The 14,558-nt window shown below is 71.0% G+C and carries 12 protein-coding genes; 4 read left to right on the forward strand and 8 right to left on the reverse strand.

Features of this window, described 5'->3' with window-relative positions; translation table 11 throughout:
- Positions 1 to 25: 25 nt before the first annotated feature.
- Entirely contained in the window at positions 26 to 994 is a 969-nt protein-coding gene (locus tag ACF09K_RS03935; RefSeq protein ID WP_392240856.1) for an ABC transporter substrate-binding protein, read from the reverse strand.
- 602 nt (positions 995 to 1,596) lie between these two features.
- Between ACF09K_RS03935 and ACF09K_RS03940 the strand changes: the two genes are divergently transcribed.
- The 4 genes from ACF09K_RS03940 (at position 1,597) to ACF09K_RS03955 (ending at position 5,069) form a co-directional block, all read left to right on the forward strand.
- The gene (locus tag ACF09K_RS03940; RefSeq protein WP_392240857.1) at positions 1,597 to 2,829 is read left to right on the forward strand and encodes an NADP-dependent malic enzyme; all 1,233 of its coding nucleotides are present in this window, start codon (positions 1,597 to 1,599) and stop codon (positions 2,827 to 2,829) included.
- Between the two features lie 347 nt (positions 2,830 to 3,176).
- Positions 3,177 to 4,142: a zinc-binding dehydrogenase gene (locus ACF09K_RS03945; RefSeq protein ID WP_392240858.1), complete on the forward strand. Its 966-nt coding sequence runs from the start codon at positions 3,177 to 3,179 to the stop codon at positions 4,140 to 4,142.
- A gap of 121 nt (positions 4,143 to 4,263) precedes the next feature.
- Positions 4,264 to 4,473: a helix-turn-helix domain-containing protein gene (locus tag ACF09K_RS03950; protein WP_382793163.1), complete on the forward strand. Its 210-nt coding sequence runs from the start codon at positions 4,264 to 4,266 to the stop codon at positions 4,471 to 4,473.
- Positions 4,473 to 5,069 (forward strand): Clp protease N-terminal domain-containing protein, encoded by a 597-nt coding sequence (locus tag ACF09K_RS03955; RefSeq protein WP_392240859.1) that lies wholly within the window; start codon positions 4,473 to 4,475, stop codon positions 5,067 to 5,069. Before ACF09K_RS03950 ends, ACF09K_RS03955 begins: the two co-directional genes overlap by 1 nt.
- Before the next feature lie 18 nt (positions 5,070 to 5,087).
- Here the strand turns inward: ACF09K_RS03955 and ACF09K_RS03960 are convergent, their stop codons facing one another.
- From ACF09K_RS03960 to ACF09K_RS03990, 7 genes are all read right to left on the reverse strand, one after another.
- Positions 5,088 to 6,221, reverse strand: a complete 1,134-nt coding sequence (locus tag ACF09K_RS03960; protein WP_392240860.1) for a helix-turn-helix transcriptional regulator — start codon at positions 6,219 to 6,221, stop codon at positions 5,088 to 5,090.
- A 1-nt stretch (position 6,222) separates the two neighbouring features.
- The gene (locus ACF09K_RS03965; protein ID WP_392240861.1) at positions 6,223 to 7,158 is read right to left on the reverse strand and encodes a DUF4097 domain-containing protein; all 936 of its coding nucleotides are present in this window, start codon (positions 7,156 to 7,158) and stop codon (positions 6,223 to 6,225) included.
- Positions 7,159 to 7,436: 278 nt separating this feature from the next.
- The gene (locus ACF09K_RS03970) at positions 7,437 to 7,616 is read right to left on the reverse strand and encodes a DUF6104 family protein (RefSeq protein WP_073491365.1); all 180 of its coding nucleotides are present in this window, start codon (positions 7,614 to 7,616) and stop codon (positions 7,437 to 7,439) included.
- Between the two features lie 149 nt (positions 7,617 to 7,765).
- A complete protein-coding gene (locus ACF09K_RS03975; protein WP_392240862.1) occupies positions 7,766 to 11,560 on the reverse strand; it encodes a multifunctional oxoglutarate decarboxylase/oxoglutarate dehydrogenase thiamine pyrophosphate-binding subunit/dihydrolipoyllysine-residue succinyltransferase subunit in 3,795 nt (1,264 codons plus the stop codon).
- A gap of 312 nt (positions 11,561 to 11,872) precedes the next feature.
- Complete coding sequence (locus tag ACF09K_RS03980) at positions 11,873 to 12,976, reverse strand: sensor histidine kinase (RefSeq protein WP_392240863.1); 1,104 nt, start codon at positions 12,974 to 12,976, stop codon at positions 11,873 to 11,875.
- The gene (locus ACF09K_RS03985; protein ID WP_392240864.1) at positions 12,973 to 13,713 is read right to left on the reverse strand and encodes a response regulator transcription factor; all 741 of its coding nucleotides are present in this window, start codon (positions 13,711 to 13,713) and stop codon (positions 12,973 to 12,975) included. The genes ACF09K_RS03980 and ACF09K_RS03985 overlap by 4 nt, the downstream gene beginning before the upstream one ends.
- A 123-nt stretch (positions 13,714 to 13,836) precedes the next feature.
- Positions 13,837 to 14,514 (reverse strand): spermidine synthase, encoded by a 678-nt coding sequence (locus ACF09K_RS03990; protein WP_392240865.1) that lies wholly within the window; start codon positions 14,512 to 14,514, stop codon positions 13,837 to 13,839.
- Positions 14,515 to 14,558 lie beyond the last annotated feature (44 nt).

Consider the following 14,558-nt stretch of genomic DNA (forward strand, 5'->3'; position numbering starts at 1 on the left):
CAGAGCCGAGTCGAACCGTGGCGGTTCAGGAACCGCCGTTGATCTTGGACTCGGTGACCGCGCCGTCCGCGACACCCCACTTCTCGACGATCTTCTTGTACTCGCCGTTGTCGATGATCGCCTGGACGGCCGCCTGGAGCGCGTCCCGCAGCTCGGTGTTGTCCTTGGCGACGGCGATGCCGTACGGGCCGGCCTCGACCTGGTCGCCGACGATCTCGAAGTACTTGCCGCCCCCGGCGTTCTTCACGGAGTAGGCGGCGATGGGGAAGTCCGCGGAGACGACGTCGGCACCCTTGGAACGCATCCGGGTCTCGGCCTCGGGGTTGGTGGCGAAGTCCTCGATCTTGAGGGCCGCCTTGCCGTCCTTCTTGCACTTCTCCGCCTGGTCCTTGGCGAGGTCGTGGGAGAAGGTGTTGCGCTGCACGGCCATCGTCTTCCCGCACAGGTCGTCCCAGGTCTTGATGCCCTGGTCGGCGCCCTTGTTGGTGTAGAGGGAGACGCCCGCGGTGAAGTAGTCGACGAAGTCGACGCCCGCGCCGACCTTCTTGCCGGTGTCGGAGTCGACGCCTTCCTGGCGGTCCTTGGTGTCGGTCATGGCCGACATGGCGATGTCGTAGCGCTTGGACGCCAGACCACCGATGAGGGTGTCGAACGTGGCGTTCTGGAACTCGAACTTCACGCCGAGCTGCTCGCCCATGGCGGCCGCGACGTCGGGGTCGATGCCGGCCACCTTGCCGGAGCTGTCCTTGAACTCGACCGGCGCGTACGCGATGTCGGAACCGACCTTGATGACGCCCTTGTCACGGATGGCCTGGGGCAGCTTGCCGGCCAGCGGGGCCGAGCCGGCCGAGGCGGCGTCGCTGCTCCCGGAGCCGTTGTCCTTGGTCTGGTCACCGCACGCGGTGAGCAGCAGGGCGCCCGTGACCGCGAGGGTTCCGACCGCGGCGAGCCGGGTGCGCGCGGCGGTGGTACGGCGGATGGAGCGTGCGGTCATGGTGAGTGCCTCCGGCGGATGGATGGAGATGCCGATGGGTCGACGAGAACACACACCTTCGGGTGTCGCGACCTCGTGTGATGACGGCATCCTGCCATTCGGACTACGCCATTCGAGGGGCCAGCTATGTCAAAATCGGATAACGGGCGACACCCGAATCCGATCAGTCCGGGACATCGCGACCGGACCAGGCCGGATCATCTGCGGGCATCCAGGCTCACGGCCGGAAGATCTTCGGTCCATCTCGCCATGTGGACGAACGTGCTCCGTCGGACGCCGATAAGCAACTCCTTGTCAAGGGTTTGGCCGAGACTTGTCCGCGCTTCACGCATGAGTCATGTCACTGGGATATGACGGTGCAGGTGAGGAGGCGGAGTCCTGCCGGCAGCGGCATGTGACCTTGCACCGAATGGACTCGTCGTCGGTGGTGTCCGTCCGGTAAGAAGGTTCTTTACACCCCTCATCCGGGGCTCAGGGCGCGTGTGCGGCGCGCCCGACGCGCAGTGCCCGTACGTATCACCGCTGGGTCCTGCGCGGTGCCCGCCCACTTCTCAACCAGAAGTGGCCACCCTCATCCATGAACACCTAAGGGGTAAGACACAGTGGCAGCGGAGATCGTCAATCCTCGCAGCGAGAGCGAGACGGACCATACGGGCCGGGAGGGCGGTGCGGAGCCTCTCGACTCGTTCGACCCGGTGTTCGCGCTGCACCGGGGCGGAAAGATGGCCGTGCAGGCCACCGTTCCGATCCGCGACAAGGACGACCTGTCCCTCGCCTACACGCCCGGCGTCGCGCGGGTGTGCACCGCGATCGCGGAGCAGCCGGAACTGGTGGACGACTACACGTGGAAGTCGTCCGTCGTCGCCGTCGTGACCGACGGCACGGCCGTGCTCGGCCTCGGGGACATCGGGCCGGAGGCCTCCCTCCCGGTGATGGAGGGCAAGGCCATCCTCTTCAAGCAGTTCGGCGGGGTCGACGCGGTGCCGATCGCGCTCGCCTGCACGGACGTGGACGAGATCGTCGAGACCGTGGTGCGCCTCGCGCCCTCGTTCGGCGGAGTGAACCTGGAGGACATCTCGGCGCCGCGGTGCTTCGAGATCGAGCGCCGGCTCCAGGAGCGGCTCGACATCCCGGTCTTCCACGACGACCAGCACGGCACGGCGGTCGTGACGCTGGCGGCGCTGCGCAACGCGGCCCGGCTGAGCGGACGCTCCATCGCGGACCTGCGGGCCGTCATCTCGGGCGCCGGTGCGGCCGGGGTCGCCATCGCCCGGATGCTGATCGAGGCCGGCATCGGGGACGTCGCGGTCACCGACCGCAAGGGCGTCGTCTCGGCGGACCGCGAGGACCTGACCGACGTCAAGCGCGAGCTGGCCGGGTTCACCAACAAGGCCGGCCTCACCGGCTCCCTCGGGGACGCGCTGTCCGGCGCGGACGTCTTCATCGGCGTCTCCGGCGGTACGGTCCCGGAGGACGCGGTCGCCTCGATGGCGAAGGGCGCCTTCGTGTTCGCGATGGCCAACCCCACGCCGGAGGTCCACCCCGAGATCGCCCACAAGTACGCGGCGGTCGTCGCGACCGGGCGGTCGGACTTCCCGAACCAGATCAACAACGTGCTGGCGTTCCCGGGGATCTTCGCCGGCGCGCTCCAGGTGCGGGCGTCCCGGATCACCGAGGGCATGAAGATCGCGGCGGCCGAGGCGCTGGCGGGTGTCGTCGGCGACGATCTCGCCGCGGACTACGTCATCCCCTCGCCGTTCGACGAGCGGGTCGCTCCGGCGGTCACCGCGGCGGTCGCCGCCGCCGCCCGTGCCGAAGGCGTCGCCCGCCGCTGACGTACGGCCGAGACGGCCCCGCCCGTTCCTCGGGCGGGGCCGTTCTTCACCCACCGGGGCGTCCGTTCGGGTGGGTCGAGGAGGGGCCCCGCCCCCGGCGGTGGGGGCGGTGGTGATGGCTGCCGCTGCGGCGACGGCGACGGTGGCTGTGGCTGTGGGGGTGGCTGTGGGGGTGGGTGGGGCGGCGGTCGCGGCCGTGCGGTGGCCGTGGGGCACGAGGGCCGGTCACGTCTCTCCCCGCCCCTGCGGAAACGGGCGCTCACGTCCCTGAGCCGGCCGCGCAAGAGGGCATGTCTCACAGTGCCCTCCGGTTTCGCCGGGCGCCGCGGGACCCTATCGTCGGGGGCATGTTCGCCGTCTACGCCGCCCGAATCGACCGCGACCAGCCGCTTTCCGGACTGGAGTTGGGGGAGCGACCGGCTCCCGACGCCCGCCCCGGCTGGAGCACCGTCACCGTCCGGGCCGCCTCCCTCAACCATCACGACCTCTGGTCCCTGCGGGGCGTCGGCCTCTCGGAGGACAAGCTGCCGATGATCCTCGGCTGCGACGCCGCCGGCGTCGACGAGGACGGCAACGAGGTCGTACTGCACTCCGTCATCGGCCAGACCGGCCACGGGGTCGGTCCCCGGGAGCCCCGGTCCATCCTCACCGAGCACTACCAGGGCACCTTCGCCGAGCAGGTCGCCGTGCCGACCTGGAACATCCTGCCCAAGCCGAAGGAACTGTCCTTCGAGGAGGCGGCCTGCCTGCCCACCGCCTGGCTGACGGCCTACCGCATGCTGTTCACCAACGCCGGGGTGCGACCCGGTGACTCGGTGCTCGTGCAGGGTGCCGGGGGCGGAGTGGCCACGGCCGCGATCGTGCTCGGCAAGGCGGCCGGCCTGCGGGTCTTCGCGACCAGCCGGGACGAGGCCAAGCGGAAGCGGGCCCTGGAACTGGGCGCCGTCGAGGCCGTCGAACCGGGGGCGCGGCTGCCTCAGCGCGTGGACGCCGTCATCGAGACCGTCGGCGCCGCCACCTGGTCCCACTCGGTCAAGTCGCTGCGGCCCGGCGGCACGCTCGTCATCTCCGGAGCGACCAGTGGAGACAGCCCCTCCCGCGCGGAGCTGACCCGGATCTTCTTCCTGGAGCTGAAGGTGGTCGGCTCCACGATGGGTACGAAGGACGAACTGGAGGACCTGCTCGCCTTCTGCGCCGCGACCGGGGTCCGGCCCGTCATCGACGAGGTGCTCCCGCTGGACCGGGCCCGGGAGGGCTTCGAACGGCTGGCGTCCGGCGACCAGTTCGGCAAGATCGTCCTCACCCGTTCCTGAACCGGCTCCTGAAGCCTCTTCGCGTCCCTGACGGCGGGCCCGGATGCCGGGCCCGCCTTTCGCGCGCCTCGCATGTCAACTCGAGTTGACGTGAGGACGTATGTCAACGTAAGTTGACGTCATGACCGAAGCAACGGACCTCGCCGAGCGCGCGGGCGACCGTGATCCACGGGTCGGACTGCGCGCCGTCGCCGCGCTGCGCCGGCTGCTGGAGCGGCTGGAGGCGGTGCAGGTGCGCAGTGCGCGCCATCAGGGATGGTCGTGGCAGGAGATCGCCGCGGAACTCGGCGTCAGCAGACAGGCCGTGCACAAGAAGTACGGGAGGCAGTGATGTTCGAGCGGTTCACGAAGGACGCCCGGGAGGTGGTGCGCGGCGCGGTCGCGCACTGCCGGAACACCGGCGAGGGGACCGTGGGCCCCGAGCATCTGCTGCACGCCCTGCTGGACCGCGGAGCGAGCCGCGGCTCCTTCGCGCTGGCCGCCCTCGGCCTCCCGGTGGAGGGCAGGGAACCGGTCCGTGAGGCACTGGACGAGGCGCGCCGGCGCGCGGGCCTCTCCCGGGCGGACGCCGACGCCCTCGCCGACCTCGGCATCGACGTGTCCGAGATCGTCTCCCGGGTCGAGGAGGTGCACGGGGTCGGTGCGATGGCCGGGGGCCGGCGCGACACGGGGCGGCGGGGCCCGGGAGGGCGGGTCGGCCGTCCGGGCGTCGGCCGGCCCGGCTTCGGGCGGGAGGCCAAGGGCGTCCTGGAGAAGTCCCTGCGCATCGCCCTGGCCCACCGCGACCGGCACATCGGTGACGAGCACCTCCTGCTCGCCCTGACCGCCGGCCCCGGCCCGTCCGCCGAGATCCTCGCCGACCACGGCGTCACCCACACCTCCCTGACCCGGGTCCTGTACGCGCAGGGAGAGGCCCGGGCGGGCTGACGCACCGGCTGTCCGTGCTCAGTCCTCGCCCGTCCGCAGCACCGCCCCGATGCGGGCCGCCGCCGTCGACAGGTGGCGGCGGGCCTCGCGGAGCTGGTCGTCGGTGACGCCGTGGTCGCGGGCCGCGTCGCGGATGTCGTCGCGGAAGCGGTCCAGGAGCCGGTCCAGGTCACGGGCCGGGTCGTCGCCGGGTGCCTCGTGGACCCAGGACGGCTCGAAGCCGGCCGGGAAGTCCGCGGGGGTCTCGGAGTAGACCGGGCCCTCGGCCGTGGCGCCCGCGCCTCCCGCCGGCTCCGCCGGTCCCGCGGCGGCCCGCGGCCCCCCGGCCTCCCCGGCTCGCTCCGGTCCCCCGGTGCCGCCCCGGCCGAAGCCGAAGTCCTTGCCGAACCCCTTCCCGAAGTCCTTTCCGAACTCGCCGAACTCCTCGGCCAGTTCGGTCAGCCCCTCCCGGACGCCCGTCGGCCAGTCGCCCCGCGCGAAGTGGTCCTGGACCTGGTCCTGTACCCGTCGCGCTATGCGCTGGACCTCCTCCTGGGCCTGGGCCACGGCCCGCTCCTGGGCCTCCTTGGCCTGGCGGCGGGCCCGCTGGGCCTCCTCGCGGGCCCGCCGGCTCTCGTCCTTGGCCCGGCGGGCCTGTTCCTTCCACTCCTGCTTGGCGCGCCGCATCTCCTCCTTGGCCGCCCGCCAGGACTCCCCGTCGCCGTACTCCCCGTACTCGCCGGGGCCCTGGCCGGCGCCGGATCCGCTGTCCGCCCCGGTGTCCTGCCGGGCCTGGGAGGCGGCCGCCCGCATCTCACGCCGCAGCTCGCCCGCCGCTCCGCGCACGTCGGCCCTGATCTCCGCGGCCAGTTCGGCGACCGACTCGCGGATCTCCAGTTCCAGGTCGGCGAGTTCACCGCTGCGGTCGGCCAGCTCGGCCCGGCCCGCGTCGGTGATGGCGTACACCTTGCGGCCGCCCTCGCTGGTGTGGGTGACCAGGCCCTCGGCCTCCAGCTTCGCCAGCCGGGGGTACACGGTGCCCGCCGACGGCGCGTACAGCCCCTGGAAGCGTTCCTCCAGGAGACGGATCACCTCGTAGCCGTGGCGCGGAGCCTCGTCCAGGAGCTTGAGCAGGTAGAGGCGGAGGCGGCCGTGGGCGAAGACGGGGGGCATGTCAGAGCACCTTCTTGTCGGTCGTGCTGTCGTCCGGGCCGGACGCCGGACCGGCCCCGGACAGGGGACGGTCTCCCGGAGCGGCGGAGTCGCCGTCGTCCGGAGCCGGTCCCGTCTCCCACGGTCCGTCCTCCGCCGGAGGCCGCCGCAGCAGGGCGATCGAGCCGGAGACCGTCGTGGCCTTGAGGCGGGCGCTGCCCGTGCCGAGACGGCCGGTGATCCGCTTGGCGCCCCACCGGCCGCTGACCCGGAGGTCCTCGAAGGCGTTCGAGACCGAACCGCTCGCGGTGTTCGCCTCCACCCGCGCGTCCGCCGGCTGGGGCAGCCGGATGGCGATCCCGCCCGAGACGCTGGTCAGGCTGATGTCGGTGGCCCGGCCCGCCGGGTCGAGGTCGACGATCATCGATCCGCTCACCGAGTCGGCCGTCACGGAGGAGCCCGCCTCGACGACGGTCAGGTCCCCGGAGACGGAGTGGAAGCGCAGGTCGCCGGTGAGGGCCTGCGCCTCCACGTTCCCCGAGACGGTGTCCGCGCGGACCGGCCCCGCCAGGCCGACCAGGGTCGTGTCGCCGGAGACGCCCCTCACCTCGGCACGCCCGTCGATGCCGGAGACCACCGCGCCGGCGCTCACCACGCCGACCTCCACACGGGTGCCGGCCGGGACGGCGAGCGAGACGACGGCACTGCGCCGCCAGCCCTTGCGGTCGAGCCACGTGAGGAAGCCCTTCCAGGTCAGGTCCTCGTACGCCACCGTCAGCGCCCCGTCCCGGTGGGTCACGACGAGAGGGGGCCCCTCGAGGTGGGAGACCTCCAGGCGGGCGGAACCCTCGTCGGTGCCCACCACGTTGACCGTTCCGCCGACGATGCGGACGTGCAGCTCACTCACCGGCTCGTCGAAGGAGAACTTCCTCGGCTCGGTGACGGACCACTCGGACATGGTGATGACCTCCTCGAGGACACGGCACGACGTGACACGCCATATCGCGTCCCACATGAAACACGATATATCGCGGCCCGGGGAAGTCAAGACACTCCTTCCGGTGACCGGCCTCCCGCAGCCTCCGAACCCACCGGGCACGCCGAGCGCGCCGAGTACATCGCGCACGCCGGCCGCATCGCGCACGCCGGCCGCATCGCGCACGCCGGCCGCACCGGGCACGCAAAAGGGGCGCCCCTCAGGGCGCCCCCGCACACGACCGCGTGCCGTCGGTGGACCTATTCGTCGTCCTCGTCGTCGAGCCGGGCCAGCCACGTCGCCAGCCGCTCCACCGGGACCTCGAAGTCCGGGTTCAGGTCGACGAACGTCCGCAGCTGCTCGGCGAGCCACTCGAAGGTGACCTCCTCCGCGCCGCGCCTCTTCTCCAGCTCTTCGATGCCACGGTCCGTGAAGTACATGAGCCAAGGATAAACGGGCACGAACGACGGGTCCGCACCCGCGGAACGGCCGGCCCGCACCCGTGAGACGGCGGGGCCGCACCCCGTGAAGAGGTGCGGCCCCGCCGCTGTCCACCGCCGTCCGCCGCTGTCCCGACGGCCGAGGACGCCTACGCCTCGAACACCTCACGCACCAGCTGTTCCTGCTCGGCCTGGTGGCGCTTGGCCGAGCCGACCGCCGGGGACGAGCCGTGCGGCCGCGAGATGCGGCGCAGGCGCTCGCCGTGCGGCACGTCCGCGCCGACGGCCAGGTCCAGGTGGTCGATCAGGTTCAGGGCGATGAACGGCCAGGCGCCCTGGTTGGCCGGCTCCTCCTGGGCCCACAGGTACTTCTCGGCGTTCGGGTACTTGGCGATCTCCGCCTGGAGCTCGGCACCCGGCAGCGGGTACAGGCGCTCGATGCGGATGATCGCGGTGTCCGTGATGCCGCGCTTGCGACGCTCGGCGTCCAGGTCGTAGTAGACCTTGCCGGCGCAGAAGACGACCTTCCTGACGGCGGCCGGGTCCACCGAGGCGTCGCCGATGACCGGGCGGAACTGGCCCGCCGTGAACTCCTCGGCCTTCGACGCGGCGGCCTTGAGGCGCAGCATCGACTTCGGGGTGAAGACGACCAGCGGCTTGTGGTGCGGGTTGTGCACCTGCCACCGCAGGAGGTGGAAGTAGTTCGACGGCAGGGTGGGCATGGCCACCGTCATGTTGTTCTGGGCGCACATCTGGAGGAAGCGCTCCGGGCGGGCGGACGAGTGGTCCGGGCCCTGGCCCTCGTAGCCGTGCGGGAGGAGCAGGGTGACGCCGGACGTCTGGCCCCACTTCTGCTCCGCCGACGAGATGAACTCGTCCACGACCGTCTGGGCGCCGTTGACGAAGTCGCCGAACTGGGCCTCCCACAGCACGAGCGCGTCGGGGCGGGCCAGCGAGTAGCCGTACTCGAAGCCCATCGCCGCGTACTCGGACAGCAGGGAGTTGTAGACGTTCAGGCGCGCCTGCTCGTCCGAGAGGTACATCAGCGGCGTGAACTCCTCGCCGGTCTCCCGGTCGATGATCACGGCGTGCCGCTGGCCGAACGTGCCGCGCTGGGAGTCCTGGCCGGCCAGGCGGACCGGGACGCCCTCCAGGAGGAGGGATCCGACGGCCAGCGTCTCGCCCATGCCCCAGTCGATGGTGCCGTCCTCGACCATCGCGGCCCGGCGCTGGAGCTGCGGCAGCAGACGCGGGTGCGCGGTGATGTGGTCGGGGATGTTGACCTGGGACTCGGCGATGCGCTTGACGACCTCCGCCGAGATCGCGGTGTCCACCGTGACCGGGAAGCCGTCCTGCGGCTCGTGGGCGTCACCGGGGGAGGGCTGCGCGGTGGCCTCGCGGACCTCCGTGAAGACCTTCTCCAGCTGGCCCTGGTAGTCCTGCAGCGCCTGCTCGGCCTCTTCCAGGGTGATGTCGCCGCGACCGATGAGGGACTCGGTGTACAGCTTGCGCACCGAGCGCTTCTTGTCGATCAGGTCGTACATCAGCGGCTGGGTGAAGGCCGGGTTGTCCGACTCGTTGTGACCGCGGCGGCGGTAGCAGATGAGGTCGATCACCACGTCCTTGTTGAAGGCCTGGCGGAACTCGAAGGCGAGCCGCGCGACGCGGACCACGGCCTCCGGGTCGTCGCCGTTCACGTGGAAGATCGGGGCCTCGATCATGCGGGCCACGTCCGTCGCGTACATGGAGGAACGCGAGGACTCGGGGGCCGCGGTGAAGCCGACCTGGTTGTTGATGACGATGTGGACCGTGCCGCCGGTGCGGTAGCCGCGCAGCTGCGACATGTTCAGGGTCTCGGCCACCACGCCCTGGCCGGCGAAGGCCGCGTCGCCGTGCAGGGCCACCGGCAGGACGGTGAAGTCCGTGCCGCCCTTGTTGACGATGTCCTGCTTGGCGCGCGCGACGCCCTCCAGGACCGGGTCCACCGCCTCCAGGTGCGAGGGGTTGGCGACCAGCGAGACCTTGATCTGCTCGCCGTCCAGGCCCGTGAAGGTGCCCTCGGCGCCCAGGTGGTACTTCACGTCGCCGGAGCCGTGCATCGACTTCGGGTCGAGGTTGCCCTCGAACTCGCGGAAGATCTGCGCGTACGACTTGCCGACGATGTTCGCCAGCACGTTCAGCCGGCCGCGGTGGGCCATGCCGATGACGACCTCGTCGAGGCGCGACTCGGCGGCCGAGTCGAGCACCGCGTCGAGCAGCGGGATGACGGACTCGCCGCCCTCCAGGGAGAAGCGCTTCTGGCCGACGTACTTCGTCTGCAGGAAGGTCTCGAAGGCCTCCGCCGCGTTCAGGCGGCGCAGGATGCGCAGCTGCTCCTCGCGCTCCGGCTTGGTGTGCGAGCGCTCGATGCGGTCCTGGATCCACCTGCGCTGCTTGGGGTCCTGGATGTGCATGAACTCGACGCCGGTGGTGCGGCAGTACGAGTCGCGCAGCACGCCGAGGATGTCGCGCAGCTTCATGAGGGACTTGCCCGCGAAGCCGCCGACGGCGAACTCGCGCTCCAGGTCCCACAGGGTGAGCCCGTGCTCGGTGATGTCGAGGTCGGGGTGCTTGCGCTGGCGGTACTCCAGCGGGTCGGTGTCGGCCATGACGTGGCCGCGGACCCGGTAGGAGTGGATCAGCTCGAAGACGCGGGCGGCCTTGGTGACGTCGTCGTCGTGGCTGGCGTCGATGTCCTTGAGCCAGCGGACCGGCTCGTAGGGGATGCGCAGCGCCTCGAAGATGTCGTCGTAGAAGCCCTGCTCGCCGAGGAGGAGGTTCGCGACGATCCGCAGGAACTCGCCGGACGCGGCGCCCTGGATGACCCGGTGGTCGTAGGTCGACGTGAGCGTCATGACCTTCGAGATGCCGAGCTTGTTCAGGGTGTCCTGGCTGGTGCCCTGGAACTCCGCCGGGTAGTCCATGGAGCCGACGCCCATGATGACCGACTGGCCGGGCATCAGGCGCGGGACGGAGTGGACGGTGCCGAGGCCGCCGGGGTTGGTCAGGGAGACCGTGACGCCGGTGAAGTCGTCCATCGTCAGCTTGCCGTCGCGGGCGCGGCGGACGATGTCCTCGTAGGCCTGCCAGAACTCGAAGAAGTTCAGCGTCTCGGCCTTCTTGATGCCGGCGACGACGAGCTGGCGGTCGCCGTTGGGCTTCACCAGGTCGATGGCGAGGCCGAAGTTGACGTGCGCGGGCTTGACGAGGGTGGGCTTCCCGTCCTTCTCCGCGTAGTGCCAGTTCATCGACGGCATGGCCTTGATGGCCTGCACCATCGCGAAGCCGATCAGGTGCGTGAAGGAGATCTTCCCGCCCCGGGCGCGCTTGAGGTGGTTGTTGATGACGATGCGGTTGTCGAACAGCAGCTTCACCGGGACCGCGCGCACGGACGTGGCCGTGGGCAGCTCCAGCGAGGCGTTCATGTTCTTGGCGACCGCGGCGGACGGACCGCGCAGCGTCACGAACTCGGGGCCGTCGGGGGAGGCGGCGGGCGCGGCCTCGGCGGCCGGCTTCGCGGCCGGGGCCTTCGCGGGCGCCGGAGCCGCGGCGGCGGGCTTCGGGGCGGCCGGCGCCGGTGCCTTCGCGGGCGCCGGGGCGGCGGGCGCGGCCTGGGCCGGTGCGGCGGGAGCCGCCGGTGCGGCGGGCGCCGCGGGCGTGGTGGGGGCCGCTGCGGCCCCCGCGGCCGCAGCGCCCGCCGGAGCCGACGGCGCGGCCGCGCCCGGCTTGTAGTCGGCGAAGAAGTCCCACCAGGCACGGTCTACCGAGTTCGGGTCCTGGAGGTACTGCTGATAGATCTCGTCGACGAGCCACTCGTTCGCTCCGAACGCGGCAGCGGGATTCTTGCCCGCTTGGTCTGCGTCGGTCGAGATGCTCGATGCGTTACTGGGGGACTGTGGCGACACGGCGGCAACCGCCCTCTTCCGCTTCACAAGGTGATGGACAGCGGGAATAAAGGCTACGCCTCCCAACCGGTGAAGGTCAGGCCGGGCCACCGCATCGTCGCGTAAGTCACATCGCGAGGGCTGTTTCGGGGCCGGAAATGGCGGGAAACAAACGCGGTTGCCCGCTGAAACAGGTGTGTCGACGCAGGTCGGTGCGGGTCGCGCACGCTCGGCGTGCGGACCTGGGCCGACCTGGACCGGAGGGGTACCCGATCGCACGCGTCCGACCGTGCGAACGCCGGTGGATCTTGTGACTCCGCCGCAGACTTTACGTCAACTTTGAACGGACGAGTCTCCCGGAAGAGTGATAAGAATCCGGCAACCCCGCTCGGATTCGGCCACTCCGATCCGGCCTCCGTGCAGATCGACCGCCCAGCGGGCGATCGCCAGTCCCAGTCCCGTGCCGCCGTCGCTGCCCGGACCGTGCGGACGGCTGACGGCACCCCGGTTGAACCGCTCGAACACGCGGTGCCACTCCGAACGCGGGATGCCGGGACCCTCGTCCAGGACCTCCAGCTCCAGCGACCCCGGCAGCGGCCCGCGCCGCGCCCGGACCGTCACCCGTCCGTGCGGCGGGCTGTGCTTGACCGCGTTGTCGATGAGGTTCGCGACGACCTGGTGGATGCGCTCCGGGTCCGCGTGCGCGGTCAGCTCCGGAGGGGTCACGTCCAGGTGCAGATGGACGTCCGTGCGCGTGTGGCTGCCGCCCGAGCCCATCGTGGCGCGCGCCGAGGCGACCATGTTGGCCTCCTTCAGCACCCCCGACAGGTACGGCCACACCTCGAAGCGCCGCTTGCGCAGCGGTACGACGCCGTTGTCGAGGCGGGACAGGTCCAGCAGGGTCTCCACCAGCCGCCCGAGCCGCTCGGTCTGTTTCAGCGCCGTGCGCATGGTCTCGGGGTCGGCCTCGGCGATCCCGTCGACCACGTTCTCCAGCACGGCGCGCAGACCCGCGATGGGGGTGCGCAGCTCGTGCGAGACGTTGGCCACCAGCTCCTTGCGCTGGCGGTCCTGCGCCTCCAGCTCGTCCGCCATGACGTTGATCGTCTGGGCCAGGTCGCCCAGCTCGTCACGGCGGTTCTCGCTCACCCGGCGGGTGTAGTCGCCGTGCGAGATGGACCGGGCCACGGTGTTCATCCCGTCCAGCGGCGAGGTGAGCGAGTGCGCCACGAACTGCGTGATCAGCAGGGTGGCGATCATCGAGAAGACCGTGATGAAGCGCAGCTCGGTCTCGGTGCGCATGGCGATCATCATCAGCCCGGTGGTGATCAGGACCGAGATGACGACCAGTGCCCCCAGCTTGGTCTTGATCGAGAACGGGCGCACACCGCCCCAGGGTTCCCCGGGGCTTCTCGGTCCGTCCGGCCCGCGGTTCATGGCGCCGGGGTCTCCAGCGCGTAGCCCACGCCGTGCACCGTGCGGATCCGCTCGGCCCCGATCTTGCGCCGCAGCGCCTTGATGTGGCTGTCGACGGTGCGGGTGCCGGAGGCGTCCGCCCAGTCCCACACCTCCGCCAGCAGCTGCTCGCGGGAGAGCACCGCGCGCGGGGTGTTCGCCAGGCACACCAGCAGGTCGAACTCGGTGGGCGTGAGGTGCACGTCCTCCGAGCGCACCCGGACCCGGCGCTGCGCGTGGTCGATCTCCAGCTCGCCGAGCCGCAGTATCCCGCTGCGCGGCGTCGAGGCCGCGATCGCGGCGCGCTCCACGCGGCGCAGCAGGACGTGCACGCGCGCGGCCAGCTCCCGCATGGAGAACGGCTTGGTCATGTAGTCGTCGGCGCCGACGCCCAGCCCGACCAGCATGTCGGTCTCGTCGTCGCGCGCGGTGAGCATCAGCACCGGCACCGGGCGGGCGGCCTGCACGCGGCGGCAGACCTCCAGACCGTCGAAGCCGGGCAGCATGATGTCGAGGATCAGCAGATCGGGCTGCCAGGCCTCCGCGGTGTCGACGGCCGCCGGGCCGTCACCCGCCGTTTGCACGAGGAATCCCTCGGCGCGCAGGCGGGCCGCGATGGCGTCGACGATCGTGGGGTCGTCCTCGACCACCAGAACCCGGCGCTGCGCACCGGGCGTCGCCGTCGCCGTGCCGTTGTGTGCGGTGTGTGTCTGCTCCATCGCCCGCCCCTGAAGTGTGCTTTCCGGAACCAGTGGGGTGATTCCTTTTCTGCGCATGACTGCGGTTGACGCTTTGATGACCTGCGTCAGGGCAGCAGCGTACGGGGAGTCACCGCGGCTTTGCTATCCAGGTCGGACGGCGAGGTGCACGACGTCCGGCACGCCTCGGGCAACCGGGATCTCTTCGGTACGCACCTGTTGGAACCCGGCATTCCCCAAGGTTCCCTCGAATTTGGGAGACGGCTGGGCGGACCATACCGCGAGTACCCCGCCCGGCCTCAACACCCTTGCGCAGCTTGCGAGTCCGGCCGGCGAGTACAGGCCGTCGTTGCCCTCCGTGACGGTCCAGTCGGGCCCGTTGTCGATGTCGAGGCACAGGGCGTCGAACGTGTCGGATGTCTCATTGACGTGGTCGAGGAGATCCGCTTCCACGACGGTGGTGCGCGGATCGGCGAGGGCGGCGCGGGAGAGGGCGCCGAGCGGGCCGTCGAGGTGCCAGTCGATCACGGCGCGTTCGCGCTCGACGACCGTGATCCGGCCCCACCGGGGGTCGGCGGCGGCGTGTGCGAGCGAGAATCCGACGCCCAGGCCGCCGATCAGCACGTCGGGTGCGGGGCGGCCGTCCAGCGCGGTGAGCGCGGCGTCCATCAGGAGGCGTTCCGAGCGCCCGTCGGAGGTGTCCATCAGGAAGCAGCCGTTGGCGATGATCTGGAGCAGTTCCCCGTGCCGGCGCAGGACGACCTCGCCGTAGGGGCCCTCACGACGGTCCAGGACTTCGGGGGAGTCGTAGGAGATGGGCATCGGACCATCTTGGCACCGGTCCTGACGGTCGGTCGGGGAATATC

The organism is Streptomyces sp. NPDC014882 (assembly GCF_043081325.1).
GTDB lineage: Bacteria > Actinomycetota > Actinomycetes > Streptomycetales > Streptomycetaceae > Streptomyces.

What these genes read in the sequence shown, in the direction of transcription:
- ACF09K_RS03980 (WP_392240863.1), bottom strand. Translation starts at nt 12,976, where the DNA reads ATGAACCGCGGGCCGGACGGACCGAGAAGCCCCGGGGAACCCTGGGGC.
- ACF09K_RS03935 (WP_392240856.1), bottom strand. Translation starts at nt 994, where the DNA reads ATGACCGCACGCTCCATCCGCCGTACCACCGCCGCGCGCACCCGGCTC.
- ACF09K_RS03990 (WP_392240865.1), bottom strand. Translation starts at nt 14,514, where the DNA reads ATGCCCATCTCCTACGACTCCCCCGAAGTCCTGGACCGTCGTGAGGGC.
- ACF09K_RS03960 (WP_392240860.1), bottom strand. Translation starts at nt 6,221, where the DNA reads ATGCCCCCCGTCTTCGCCCACGGCCGCCTCCGCCTCTACCTGCTCAAG.
- ACF09K_RS03965 (WP_392240861.1), bottom strand. Translation starts at nt 7,158, where the DNA reads ATGTCCGAGTGGTCCGTCACCGAGCCGAGGAAGTTCTCCTTCGACGAG.
- ACF09K_RS03945 (WP_392240858.1), top strand. Translation starts at nt 3,177, where the DNA reads ATGTTCGCCGTCTACGCCGCCCGAATCGACCGCGACCAGCCGCTTTCC.
- ACF09K_RS03955 (WP_392240859.1), top strand. Translation starts at nt 4,473, where the DNA reads ATGTTCGAGCGGTTCACGAAGGACGCCCGGGAGGTGGTGCGCGGCGCG.
- ACF09K_RS03970 (WP_073491365.1), bottom strand. Translation starts at nt 7,616, where the DNA reads ATGTACTTCACGGACCGTGGCATCGAAGAGCTGGAGAAGAGGCGCGGC.
- ACF09K_RS03950 (WP_382793163.1), top strand. Translation starts at nt 4,264, where the DNA reads ATGACCGAAGCAACGGACCTCGCCGAGCGCGCGGGCGACCGTGATCCA.
- ACF09K_RS03985 (WP_392240864.1), bottom strand. Translation starts at nt 13,713, where the DNA reads ATGGAGCAGACACACACCGCACACAACGGCACGGCGACGGCGACGCCC.